Source organism: Solibacillus sp. FSL H8-0523, assembly GCF_038051985.1.
Classification (GTDB): Bacteria; Bacillota; Bacilli; order Bacillales_A; family Planococcaceae; genus Solibacillus.
In genome coordinates, this window is sequence record NZ_CP150291.1 from 2790767 (window position 1) to 2804126 (window position 13360).

Annotated in this window: 12 protein-coding genes; 4 read left to right on the forward strand and 8 right to left on the reverse strand. The window is 38.2% G+C overall.

Features of this window, described 5'->3' with window-relative positions:
* Positions 1 to 212 precede the first annotated feature (212 nt).
* Entirely contained in the window at positions 213 to 1253 is a 1041-nt protein-coding gene (locus tag NSQ62_RS13890; RefSeq protein WP_341320728.1) for a P1 family peptidase, read from the reverse strand.
* Between the two features lie 157 nt (positions 1254 to 1410).
* The gene (locus tag NSQ62_RS13895) at positions 1411 to 1539 is read right to left on the reverse strand and encodes a hypothetical protein (RefSeq protein WP_274307420.1); all 129 of its coding nucleotides are present in this window, start codon (positions 1537 to 1539) and stop codon (positions 1411 to 1413) included.
* A gap of 243 nt (positions 1540 to 1782) precedes the next feature.
* Here NSQ62_RS13895 and NSQ62_RS13900 point away from each other — a divergent pair, with 243 nt between their 5' ends.
* The 3 genes from NSQ62_RS13900 (at position 1783) to NSQ62_RS13910 (ending at position 6588) form a co-directional block, all read left to right on the forward strand.
* Entirely contained in the window at positions 1783 to 2268 is a 486-nt protein-coding gene (locus NSQ62_RS13900) for a 23S rRNA methyltransferase (RefSeq protein ID WP_341320729.1), read from the forward strand.
* Positions 2269 to 2564: 296 nt separating this feature from the next.
* A complete protein-coding gene (locus NSQ62_RS13905) occupies positions 2565 to 4736 on the forward strand; it encodes an EAL domain-containing protein (protein WP_341320730.1) in 2172 nt (723 codons plus the stop codon).
* A 163-nt stretch (positions 4737 to 4899) separates the two neighbouring features.
* On the forward strand, positions 4900 to 6588 hold the full coding sequence (locus tag NSQ62_RS13910; protein WP_341320731.1) for an FAD-dependent oxidoreductase: 1689 nt from the start codon (positions 4900 to 4902) through the stop codon (positions 6586 to 6588).
* Positions 6589 to 6633: 45 nt separating this feature from the next.
* Here the strand turns inward: NSQ62_RS13910 and NSQ62_RS13915 are convergent, their stop codons facing one another.
* The 6 genes from NSQ62_RS13915 to NSQ62_RS13940 all read right to left on the reverse strand — a co-directional run bounded on the left by NSQ62_RS13915 (position 6634) and on the right by NSQ62_RS13940 (position 12536).
* Complete coding sequence (locus NSQ62_RS13915) at positions 6634 to 7284, reverse strand: dienelactone hydrolase family protein (protein ID WP_341320732.1); 651 nt, start codon at positions 7282 to 7284, stop codon at positions 6634 to 6636.
* A 16-nt stretch (positions 7285 to 7300) separates the two neighbouring features.
* Complete coding sequence (locus NSQ62_RS13920; RefSeq protein ID WP_341320733.1) at positions 7301 to 7864, reverse strand: DNA helicase; 564 nt, start codon at positions 7862 to 7864, stop codon at positions 7301 to 7303.
* A gap of 159 nt (positions 7865 to 8023) precedes the next feature.
* Positions 8024 to 10018: a transketolase gene (gene tkt / locus NSQ62_RS13925; RefSeq protein WP_341320734.1), complete on the reverse strand. Its 1995-nt coding sequence runs from the start codon at positions 10016 to 10018 to the stop codon at positions 8024 to 8026.
* Positions 10019 to 10156: 138 nt separating this feature from the next.
* Positions 10157 to 10393, reverse strand: coding sequence for a DUF896 domain-containing protein (locus tag NSQ62_RS13930; protein WP_341320735.1), 237 nt, complete (start codon positions 10391 to 10393; stop codon positions 10157 to 10159).
* A 1149-nt stretch (positions 10394 to 11542) separates the two neighbouring features.
* Positions 11543 to 12199 carry a recombinase family protein gene (locus NSQ62_RS13935; protein WP_341320736.1) on the reverse strand — a complete coding sequence of 219 codons (657 nt, stop codon included), beginning with the start codon at positions 12197 to 12199 and terminating at the stop codon, positions 11543 to 11545.
* Positions 12186 to 12536, reverse strand: coding sequence for a LysM peptidoglycan-binding domain-containing protein (locus tag NSQ62_RS13940; RefSeq protein ID WP_341320737.1), 351 nt, complete (start codon positions 12534 to 12536; stop codon positions 12186 to 12188). Before NSQ62_RS13940 ends, NSQ62_RS13935 begins: the two co-directional genes overlap by 14 nt.
* Positions 12537 to 12695: 159 nt before the next feature.
* On the opposite strand from NSQ62_RS13940, the gene lexA reads away from it, so the two are divergent.
* Positions 12696 to 13319 carry a transcriptional repressor LexA gene (gene lexA / locus NSQ62_RS13945; protein WP_341320738.1) on the forward strand — a complete coding sequence of 208 codons (624 nt, stop codon included), beginning with the start codon at positions 12696 to 12698 and terminating at the stop codon, positions 13317 to 13319.
* Positions 13320 to 13360: the final 41 nt, after the last annotated feature.

Here is a 13360-nt window from a genome sequence, read left to right on the forward strand (position 1 = left end):
TACTTTACACTTAAAATTATGTGACTTTATATAACATTATAATTAATAAAATATTTGGAGTTTTCAGTCTTTTTTATATAAATTACCACATTTATTTCGAATATGGAAGTTTTTTCTCGAAAATTTATTGGTATATTGAGAAATAAGTATTTTATTCGATATTAAATAGTTCCAGTGTCAAGTTAAGTGACACTAATGATTTATAAATACCTTTAATGGAATGGATAATTTATCACACAATGCCCATTTCTTCCTATTGTTGTTTGTGCCTGGGCTAATGAATTTAAAATAGCCTCCTCTGTCGCCTCCGCCGCTGCGGTAAATAATTCATTCATGATGGGGTGATCTTCTCGTAATTGTGTGCGTGTTTCAATGAACGTATCGCTATGATGATTCATTTTATGAGCGGTTGTAAAGCCAATGACAATATCGCCGCTGCCATTTGAAAAATGACTTCCTGTACGACCTAACCCAATCCCACAACGTTTAATGATACGCTTTAATTGGCGACTACTAAGCGGGGCATCTGTTGCGCACACAATCATAATCGAGCCATCTGTCGGTGCAATTATAGAATTTTCGGCATTCGTCTTAACCTCATAGCGTTCCTTCATAAATTCTTGAGTCGTTCCAAAGTTAGTTAAAACAAGGCAGCCAAGTGTATACCGTGCGCCTTTTACTTCAACGATTCTCGATGCACTACCAATCCCGCCTTTATAGCCAAAGCAAATCATGCCTTTCCCGGCTCCTACTGCACCTTCCTCTACGAGATCCGATGTTGCTTTTTCAATGGCCTCTACAGCATGTTCAGGCTTGACTGGACAATGACGAATCGAATTTAAATGACTGTCATTGCACTCCCCAACGACAATGTTTACAGTTCCAGTTAACAAGCCTATTTCTTCGTTTTGGGCTAATAAATAATCTAGTGTGCCTTGTGTAACAGCTGGAACACCAAATGTATTCGTTAACATAATTGGCGATTCTAATACGCCTAGCTCATCAATTTGAACAAGCCCTGTCGTTTTCCCAAAGCCGTTTAATACATAGCTTGCAGCGGTTAATTTTTCACGAAATACGTTGCCCGCGTGCGGTAAAATTGCTGTCACCCCAGTACAGGCCATGTCTCCCTTATCATTTATTGGATAATCTAATGTCACATGCCCTACTTTGACATCTGCAACATCAGTAATGCAATTTTTGGCACCTGTAGGTAATTTACCAATTCGAATGCCGTATTGTTGAATTTTCATCGTTCGCCCTCCAAAATGTAAATGAATTCCACCTCTATCGTAATAAATAATGAAGCTTTTGAATAGCAATAAAAAAGGAATTTGTCTCAAATCTATCAGACAAATCCCCTCAAGTATCGTGAAATGGTGTGTTTTCTAGTATTAACATCATCATAAATTAAATTTCTAAAATTCCTCTCGACCAACGATCTACAAAACTTTCGAACGTAATACCGTATTTATTGTACACCTCATGATAAACGAAATAAATGCCCAGTTTATCTAATAATTCATCATTAATCTTCATTGTACCAACTCCCTTGACTGATTTTAACGATGATGTTTTTTCCCATTTCAACACGATACAGTAATACTTAATTCATACCCCACAATTTAATTTATTATTCACTTTATGAAGTCAATGATAAATTTTCATTATTTTCTTCTATTTTGTTTCGTTACAAATTTTTCACATTATGCCCAGAAATATGTCACTCTAAACGCCGGCATTTTAGTATGATGGAAATATGGATAATTAGGGAGGATTGAAATGAGAAAGTTAATTCCACTACTAGTTGTAGTTATTTTATGTACAGGGTGCGGCGATACGATGAGCGATATCAAGGAGGCTGCTGCTGGTATTAATTCAAAAGCAAATGAGGCTGCTTCTGCCATTTCTATTGATGTTCATTCAATTCGGGCAACTGAACTGACATTCGACAACGAGCAACATACAATTAACGACTTATTTAAAGCTATTTTACGTGATGTGCAATGGCAATATGACGAAGTTAATGAACAATTAAAAATCTCTGGCACTTGGAAGGATAATGGACTATTTAGTGAGCAGCTATCCCCAGAACATCTAAGTGCCGATTTAGTCGAAAACGGGAAAGTTACAATCGTACTTTCATTTAGCAATGGGGGATTACATCTCGATCGTACACAAGCCCATATGAAATTACATACAGACGTTATCGTTGATGCGCAAGGAGAACCATTATTCCAGCATTTTTATGAAGTTTTCAAACAATAAAGTGTTTCCCCCATATTTTAGGGAGGTCATACAATAACGATAAGTAAATTAGCTTAAAAGCGCCCTAATTTTTGGGTGCTTTTTTTATTTGAAACAATCGATTGTATTGTTTCCATCTCGCATTCTTATTAAAATACATACATTTCAACTATCAAAATTTAAAACCTATCATTTATAAGGGTTATTTTACCTAGTAAAAGTGAATTTTTTTCATCTTTAAATTTCCACTCTTTATATTTATAGGAATTTTGGTATACTTTAAATATTCTTACAATTATTTAAAGGGGGAAATCTATATGCACCTAAATCAATTACCACCCCTATCAAAAGACCGATTATTTAATTGGCTAAAAACCTTAAGTAACCAGCTTTCGAAAGGAACTCTGATTATTGATGTCCATGCGAGTGAATTAACGATTTTACACGCAAACAACCGTATTCTACAATTAACACAATATGAAGAGGAACAGTTAATTGGACAAGGATTTTCAATTCTTAACGGGATACGTACGCATTACGATACCGCATTCGATTTAGCCGCTTGTATAAAATCTGGTGAGTCTCGCAAGTTGACGATCTTACACTACACACAGCAATCATCTGCCTTTTGGAATAGCATTATGGTTCATCCAATCCGTGACGACGAGCAAGCTCTTCAATATGTGTTATTGACTTGTGAAGATACAACGGATGAAGAACTAAATAAAATGGTGTATAAACTCGAGCATGAAGTTTATGCGGCGATTGACCACGAGGATAATTTGCAGTCGATTTTATCGTTAATCGCTAGAAAAATCGAGAAATTTTACATCCATAATAGTTACTGCGCGATCCATATATATGATGAAAATTATGATATTAAATACCTTGGCACACATACTTTGCCACTTGATTTCATAGATAAACTAGATTTACTCGCAGTGACGCCAACGATGAATTATAGCCCATTAGCGATTTATATTAAAAGTTTCACAAACCAAGAAGTGACGTCTTACCTAGCGAATAACTATCACTTCAATCAGTTAACTGGCTCTTGGACAAAGCCTATTTTAACGTCGCAAAACAAGGTAATTGGTATCTTAACATTGTTTTTACAGGACTCAATCGAACTTAAACAAAGTGACATCAATTATTTAAATCGTTTAGCCTTACTAATTCAATTGGCCATTAAATATGCAGAGCAAAAAATTGAGTTAAGTCGCTTAGCTTATTACGATGTCGATACAAATTTACCGAATTTACAGCACTTTAAAGTAGAACTTACTAAATGGCTCGAAAAAGGTGAAATGGGATATGTTGCGATTATGCACCCAACTGAATTCAACAAAATCGTGGACTTATATGGACGTCAAGCAGGCGCTGATTTACTTGGTCAAATGGCGGAACGTATGCGGAAATATTTACCGCATGGAGATGAATTAATTTCACGTTTTTCAAATTCTCTTATAATGGCAATAAAGGCCAATCTCGGGACATTCCATACACATCACAAACATGTAGAACCTCTCACGTTAGTGCCTTTCGATATCGACGGAGAAGAAAACTATATTACGCTTAAAATAGGCTATTCAACATTTTCCCCGGATTTGACGGTAGAACAGTGTATTCATCAAACAGATATTGCATTAACGAATGCTCGTAAATTGAACGGGACCAGTTTTGCTAAGTATGAAGAAAATAGCATAAATCAATTGACGAAAGAAATGGATATTTTCAATCAGCTCACTTTTGGCATTCAGAATGATGAATTTGAGGTATATTTACAGCCAAAAATCAATTTCGAAACAATTCAAGTAGAAGGCTTTGAAGGGTTATCTCGTTGGAATTCAAGCAAACTAGGTTTCGTTTCGCCAATCAACTACATTCCAATTGCCGAACAATCTGGCAGAATTAAAGATATTGATTTATTGAATTTATACAAAATTTTACAATGGCTTCAGGGGCGTCTGGATGGAGGCAAAAAGATTGTGCCTGTTTCCTTAAATATTTCGCCCGATCATTTTTACGAACCTAAATTTTTAGATAATATTATTCGTATTTTCAACCAATTTCATGTGCCAGCCAAGTACATTAAGCTCGAAGTCACAGAAAGCATTGAGCTTGTTGATTTTACAAAGGCAAAATCGATTTTAGAAAAATTAAATGAAATTGGTATTGAAAGCTCGATTGACGATTTTGGCGTTGGCTTCTCTTCATTAAGCTACTTACCTAAGCTTCCGTTTTCGGAAATTAAAATTGACCGTAGCTTTGTAAACTCAATGGATGAACCTGGGATGTACGCCATTGTTCAAACGATTATTCAATTAGCCCATAATATCGATATGCGCCCGATTGCAGAAGGCGTTGAAACAAAAGAACAGCTTGCTATGCTTCAAAAACTCGGCTGCCCTGCTGGCCAAGGTTATTACTTCTATAAACCGATGACCATTGAGGACGCCGAAAAATTATTAGATCAATCCAACAGCTAACAACGCGTTAGCTGTTTTTTATTTCAATTAAAGAAGGACTTTTTACGATTTTCACGAAAATTAACTAATAACGCTTTTTTATTGTCGTTTGAACGTTCGTTTACTAATGAGCGATTTTAAGAGAATAAACGCTACTACCTATTTTTAGATTGGGGGATTTTTAATGAATTGGAATTTAGAATATGATGTTGTGGTAATTGGGGCAGGAGCTTCTGGTTTTTCTGCAGCAATCACCGCTAAAAACGAAGGGTTAAACACATTATTAATTGAAAAACAGCCCTATTTCGGCGGGGCTTCAGCACTTTCAGGTGGCGGTGTATGGATTCCGAATAATCGCTATTTAAATGCAGCAGGTGTCGGCGATTCGTTCGAAGAAGCAAAAACCTATTTAGATGCAACTGTCGGAGATGCTGTTTCCGATGATATTAAAGAAGCCTATTTAAATCGTGGGATTGAAATGCTCGATTATCTACACGAATTAAGTCCACATATGCGCTTTTCTTATGCAAAAAATTACTCAGACTACTACCCTACCCACCCAGGTGGCAAAGGAACGGGTCGTTCAATTGAGCCGTTATTATTTGATTTAAATGAGCTTGGTGATTGGAAGGATAAACTTCTCCCACCAACCATTGATACAAAGGGCTTTGTCATGACTGGACAAGATTTTGTAAAGGTCAATATGATTGCGCGTACTACAGCGGGTAAAGTACGTTCGCTTCGCTTAGGTTGGCGCTTAATGCAACATCTCGTGATGAAAAAGAATCTTTCAGCACTTGGACAAGCACTCGTTGGACGCATGGCACTTACTTATAAAGAATTAGAAGGCGAAATCTTTTTGTCCACGGCATTTGTTGATTTCGTTTATGAGGACGACAAAATCATTGGAATTGAAGCATTAAAAGAAGGCGAAACCATTTTCATTAAAGCCGCACATGGTGTGATTTTTGCTTCAGGTGGTTTCTCACGTAATCAAGAGTACCGAGAGCGCTTTTTACCAGCACCACAGCAAATTGACTGGACGAGCTCACCAGTAGGACAAACAGGCGATCTTATCGGGCCATTTGAAAAACTTGATGCCAAATTTGGCTTAATGGACAAAGTTTGGGGAGCGCCTTCGATTATTGACCATACTGGAAGACCATTCTTCTTAGTGGCGGACCGTGGGATTCCTAATATGATCATTGTCGACCAAGACGGACAACGCTACATCAATGAACCAACGCCGTATCATGAGTTTGTGGATAAAATGTATGAGCATAATGAGGCTACAGGTGGCAAAGCAATTACATCATGGATTATTTTAGATGGTCGCGCGAAGAGCCGTTACTTATTTGCTGGATTATTCCCGATGCAGGATTTCCCGAAAGACTATTACGAGCACGACATCGTGTATAAAGCGGATAACATTGCTGACTTAGAGCAGAAGCTGAACATTCCATTTGGCAATTTACAAAAAACGGTGGAACGCTTTAACGGCTTTGCACGTACTGGAGTTGATTTAGATTTCCATCGTGGTGAAACGCCACACGACAAATATTACGGGGACCCAACATTAAAAAATCCGAACTTACTTGAAATTAACAGTGCACCCTTCTATGCACTAAAGGTATATCCTGGTGATATCGGAACAAAGGGTGGCGTGGTGATTGACCGTGATGGTCGTGTATTACGCACTGATGGCTCTCCGATTGACGGCGTATATGCATGTGGTAACTGCTCGGCTTCAGTGATGGGTGCATCTTATCCTGGCCCTGGTGCAACACTTGGCCCAGGTATGACATTCGGCTATTTAGCAGCGCTAGATTGCAAAGTTAACAAAGCATTAGCCAATTCTAAAATGACAGTTTAACAAAAAGGAGGCGTCCGGTAATTAATTACCAGACGCCCCTGCTGTTTAGTTTAATGTTGTTGGTAAATCTGCTGCTATAAAGGCAATTAAATCTTGTAGGTTTTCAGGACTTACCCCGTGCCCTACCGGATAGGTTTTGAACGTTACCTTTGTACCGTAATCATTGAAGAAGCGCACCGCATGCTCTGCCCATTCTAACGGATAATCATAATCATACTCACCATGTGAGATGAAAATCTTCGTACCATCCATTGTTTTCTTGCTATATTCAAGTGCTGCAAACTCTGGTAAATAACCGCTAAGCGCAGCTGTACCACGAATTTTGTTGCCCATGACCATCGCAAGAGATTGTGCCATTGCCGCTCCTTGGTTGAAACCAACTACATAAAGTTGTGTTTCGTCTAAGTCAAACTCCTTTACTGCCTCGGCAATAAAGATTTCTACACCTTTTAGTACCTTATCAAAGATACGGCGCTCTGGCTTCCCTTCTTCTTCAGCAAATGTATAGAATGCGTAGCCAGGACGATGTTTAATCGGTCCTTGTAAGCTGAAGATATGGCATTGTGATGAAAACGAATCCACTAATTGTAGTAAATCCTTTTCGTCACTACCTAAACCATGTAATAGGAAAATTGCCGGTTGCTTTTCCCCTTGTACAGCGGGTGCTTTGTGTAAGTAAGTAAATGGTGTATTCATAATTAAGAACTCCTTTTTAAGAAAGCGTTAGCTTGTTGACGATTTGGTCGCAGTGATACGCGATATAACCATCTACTATTTTTAACGTTTCTTCAATATTTCCTTTTGTTAAAATTTCTGCATTTTTTTTCGTCACTAATGTGATGAAGTCTACGCGTAAGCCGTGCCCAACCGATGCGTAGGCGTAATCGTAAATCACGTCTTCATCTGTTACTTGTAACTCCTCGTAACGTTTATGGAAATCTGCTGTGTAAGCGTCCATATTTTCAGCGACATTGTTTCGAACACGCATTTGCTGCGCCATTAATTCCTGCTCTAGAAAGCTCATCTTCGGCACTTGTCCCTTGCCGTATGTATCACGAACAATCGTTTCCCATGCCATTTGATTTTCAACGAAGTACGCCATATTTAACATTAAACGATCATAAAACTCAACAGTTGACGTGGCAGATTCTCTTTTTTGATTGACATTGTCTTGAAGAATTTGCTGAAACTTATTTACATCTACATCTTTTGTTAATAAAAAAAGTACTTTTTCGATAAATGTTGTTATGTCTTTTTGTAATTGTTTTGTTGTCATAAACCGTCCACTTCCTTGTTAAATTTGCTTTCTATACCACTGTCTATCGTACCATTCCTTCGTTCATAACGCACGTATTTTGGAATAGCTGATAACGTTTAGTGAAATCAAAAATGCCACCCGCATACGTAGCGGGTGGCAACAATAAATTAAGTTAAATTATAGCGCTTTTACTTTAGCTACTACGTTTTCTACTGTGAAGCCGTATTCTTTTAATACAACTTTCTCAGGCGCAGAAGCACCGAATTGGTCGATTGCTAGTACGTCGCCTTCGAAGCCAACGTATTTATGCCAACCGAATGATGCACCCATTTCGATTGCTAAACGTTTTGTTACAGATTTCGGTAATACAGACTCTTTGTATTCTTTTGATTGCTGCTCGAAACGATCCATTGATGGCATCGATACAACCGATGCATCGATTCCGTCTACTAATAAAGCTTTTTGTGCTTCTACTGCTAACGAAACTTCTGAACCTGTTGCAATTAAAATCGCATCTGGTGTTTCTTTCGTCGATGGCGCAACTACATAAGCACCTTTTTCAACACCTGTATACACAGTTTCAGTTGAAGCGTTTAATACTGGTAAGTTTTGACGTGATAACACTAAAACAGTTGGTGTTGATTGGCTTGATACGGCTAATTTCCAAGCTGCTACTGATTCGTTCGCATCTGCTGGACGAATTACTGATAGGTTTGGCATTGCACGTAATGACGCTAAGTGCTCGACTGGCTCATGTGTTGGGCCATCTTCACCTACTGCGATTGAATCATGTGTGAACACATACGTTACTGGTAATCCCATTAAAGCTGATAAACGCACTGCTGGACGTACATAGTCAGAGAATACGAAGAATGTACCGCCGAATACGTTCACACCACCGTGTAACGCCATACCGTTCATTGCTGCACCCATTGCAAATTCACGTACACCAAACCAAATATTACGGCCTTCTGGAGTTTCTGCGAAGAAGTCACCAGCACCTTTGATTGTTGTTTTGTTTGAACCTGCTAAGTCAGCAGAACCACCGAAGAATGATGGTGTTGTTTTTGCTAGCGCGTTAATTGCATCACCTGAAGAAGAACGTGTTGCTACAGATTGACCTACTTCATAAACTGGTAATTCTGACGCAAAGTTTTCTGGTAATTTGTTGTCCATTGCATTAACAAACTGTACTGCAAGTTCTGGGTATTCGTTTTTATAACCTTCAAATACGCCGTTCCAAGCATTTTCAGCTTGCACACCTTGTACGTCTGCTGCTGCTTTGAATGTGTCATACACTTCAGTTGGTACATGGAATGGTTCGTGCTCCCAAGCGTAAGACGCTTTTGTTAACACAACTTCGTCTGTACCAAGTGGTGAACCGTGCGAATCCGATTTACCTGATTTATTTGGAGAGCCAAAACCGATTACAGTTTTTACTTCAATAATCGTTGGGCCGCCTGTATTTTGTTTTGCTGTTTCGATTGCTGTATTAATCTCAGCAATATCTGTACCATCTTGTACTTTTAAGTAGTTCCAATTGTAAGATTCGAAACGTTTTTGGATGTTTTCTGAGAATGACTTTTCTAAATCACCGTCAAGTGAAATATCATTTGAATCGTATAACACAATTAACTTATCTAATTGTAAGTGACCTGCAAGAGAAATTGCTTCTGCTGCAACCCCTTCCATTAAGTCCCCATCACCACATAAAGCAAATGTATAGTGGTCTACTACATCATAGCCTGGTTTGTTATATGTAGCAGCTAAATGACGTTCAGCCATTGCCATACCTACTGACATCGCAATCCCTTGACCAAGTGGACCTGTCGTCGCTTCAACACCTACTGTATGACCATACTCTGGGTGACCTGGAGTTTTAGAGCCCCATTGACGGAATGCTTTAATCTCATCCATTTCTAAACCGTAGCCACCTAAGTGAAGTAAGCTGTATAACAGCATAGAGCCATGGCCTGCTGATAAAACGAAACGGTCGCGGTTATACCAGTTTGGGTTTTGTGGGTTATGACGTAATTGCTTTGTCCATAATGTGTAAGCCATTGGTGCTGCACCCATTGGTAAACCTGGGTGACCAGAATTTGCTTTCTCGATTGCATCGATTGATAATGTACGGATTGCGTTAATTGCTAACTGATCCATTTGTTGTGTCATTATGTGACATCCTTTCTCGTACTGTATTTATACACTGTATAGTTTAGACAAATTTACGATAGAAAACAATGCTTAATCGCAACGTTTTCGAAATTATGTCATACTCAACGATAAATGTGTCATATTATTTAGGGAAAACTAGTTTATTAAGCCTTTTTGTGCTTTTACTTGTTTTAATTTTTCTGGTGTAACATCGTTTCCTTCTTCATCCACAACTTTTACGTGCTCGATTGTATCACGCATTGTTGTACGGAATACATCTAAATATTCTTTACGTAGTGCTGTGCGTTCTTTTGCTAATTCCTCTGTTAATTTTCCTTCTTTTGCTAATTTCGATAACTCATTAATACGAGCTAATTTCTCTTTTGATAACATGTTGTTCTCACCTTTCTTATATCCAATACTACAAAGGTATAAAAAAACGACTTGAAGAGCAAGTAAAACCGCTTTGCATTTAAACAATAATTGCATATCGTATGGTGTTTTATAGCCTTTACTAAGAATGTTAGTTTAATGACATTGATAGTGATGAATATTTTTGGGGCTAGATTGGGTAAAAAAATCGCTTGGCAGCACGGTTGATCAGATGAAAAACAGGCCCTCTAAAAAAGAGTGGCCTGCTCCGCCTTTCCAACCTTTGTGTTTAATATCATCAATGCACTGTTTCAATAAAACTCACCAATTTTTTAGGCTAGCCCTTACGTTTATTAGCCGCGGCTTCAAGTAACAACATACGATTACGTAACGATAAAGCACGCCATTCTTTAACTGTGATAAACATGCCCCAATCCCCCTCTATGATTTAATTAGCTACGCACTATTGAAACGCATATTAGGCACTTCTATTAGTTCCAAATACGATAAATGCGCGTAGGTATATTTTTGTAAACCTGCTGTACTTAGTTCTTAACGTTAGTTCCGATTAATTTCCGTTTGAAATTAGCAGCAATCGCTTTATTTAAATGTGCTGTATAAGCCAACATCCGCCGAGCTCGATGCTCTAGGTAATCATTTGCGCGATAACGTTCAGCGTACTTTTTATAAATGGCTTTACTAGCCTTAATTCGCTTGTGTGTACGTTTCTTCGTTTAGATCACCTCGCTTATATTTAAAAACACAATATGTAGCACACAGCCCGTATATGCCAATTGTTCAACTTTTAATATGCATCCACATCGTATTAAGGGAATGGATTACTTACGTCAATATGGAGTGGTGTGTGCTGGATTAGTACCTTCTTAATACTTACGAATTCCCCAAGTTCCTTCCCCTGTTCTTTTGTTGCATATTTTACACCTGGAGTTTCTCAATTTTCACTTCCAAATACTTTTGGGCATATATACGCGTTTATTTTTATGTAATTATTGAGCAAGGTTCATAGCTAGCCGTACCGGATCTATATTTTGGAGGTCATAGCAATGGTTTGTAACTAAGTTAGGTGATGGCCTTGCTAACGTTGCCGCTGCTTTAGCTATTTTAGTACCAACACTTCTATAAAAGAGAAAAGACTTGAAGAGCAAGTATCTACTCTTCAAGTCGTTCCATATATTCAATATAACGGCGATGAACAGTCGCTTTACTTATTGGGATACCGAGGCCTTTTAACGTCATCGCGATTTCTGCGAACGTTAACCCCTTTTGGCGCAGCTGCACAATTTCCTCGACCGGTACATCTTTTCGCTCGCGTCCTTCGATATTACCGCGGTTTTTTAAATTGTTTTGCGGCATATAACCGTTTTCTACCGCGCGTCGCATACCACGGCGAATTTTCGCATTGTGCATACGGCGTTGATATTCTTCTACGATGGCTAAAATTTCGAGTAGCATCGTATCCATCTCATTTAATGCTATTGGTCCTGCATCGTTTAGCGTATAAACGGTTGCTTCGTATTTTTGAATCAAATGCAGAACCGCCATTCGTGCATTGCCACGTCCTAAACGTGTTTCATCTTGTACGAATATGGCCTTTATATTTTCTTCTTTCATAAAATCAAGCATATCAAGTAAGCCATCACGGTCTACCTCATAGCCACTATGCTGATCCTTATAGACGCTAAGCTCTGAATAACCTAACGATTTCGCATAGCGTTTTAATTCCTCCTCTTGACGAACAAGAGAGGTTTCTTGCGTGTCTTTTTCTGTACTAACACGGCAATAGAGTACTGCTTTAGTTTGATTCATTATTTCTCGCTACCTTAACTGTCTTGTCTTCCGATGATTCAACTTGATTTAGATTGGCAATATAGTAAGATTCCTTCTCTACCGGTACGACTAAAATTTGTCCAAAGACAACTTTTTCATCGCGTAAGCCATTTTCTTTTTTTACAAAGTTGATCCAATCGTGCTTAGCCATTTTACCACGATATGTTTCAGCTAACGACCATAAAGTATCACCTTGTTCAATCATTACGTGTTCGTATGTTTCAATTTTTTCATCATCTAACAGTAAAAATACGAACAGTAATGCAGAAAATGCGAATAACGTTGATGTGAAGCTGTTTAATTTAAATTTTTTCATCGTATAAACCCCTTTAAGAATGTATGTTCGGAATGTTTGTTCTCATAATAATACGAACATATGTTTTTGTCAACTGTTTTCTCGAACCTATGTTTGCATTTCTGTTCGCATACTGCTATACTGTATCTAAGAAAATAGCAATATAAAGAGGTGAGTTCGTTGACACAAAAAATTTCTAAAAGGCAACAAGCAATTCTAGCTTTTATAAAAGAGGAAGTTCGTTCAAAAGGCTATCCCCCTTCAGTGCGTGAAATCGGTGAGGCTGTAGGTTTAGCTTCTAGTTCAACTGTCCACGGGCATTTAGCTCGTTTAGAAAGTAAAGGGCTTATTCGTCGCGACCCTACCAAACCACGCGCAATCGAAGTATTAGATCAGGACGATTTAATTGTCTCTAAATCAAGTGTCATTCATGTGCCATTAATCGGGAAAGTCACAGCAGGTTTACCGATTTCAGCAATTGAGGATATTCAAGAATACTTCCCTTTACCAGATAAGTACGGTGCAGCAGAAGATGAATTATTCATGCTTGAAATTATGGGTGAATCGATGATTGAAGCTGGCATTTTAGATGGTGACTATGTAATCGTGAAGAAAACATCTACTGCAGATAACGGAGAAATTGTTGTCGCGATGACAGAGGAAGACGAAGCAACGGTAAAACGTTTCTATAAAGAAAAAACACATTTCCGTCTACAACCTGAGAACAGCTCAATGGATCCTATTCTTGTAAATCAAGTATCAATTTTAGGTAAAGTAGTAGGTTTATATCGAAACGTTCACTAATCCATAAAAATCCACTATCAGCAAATTATGATAGTGGATTT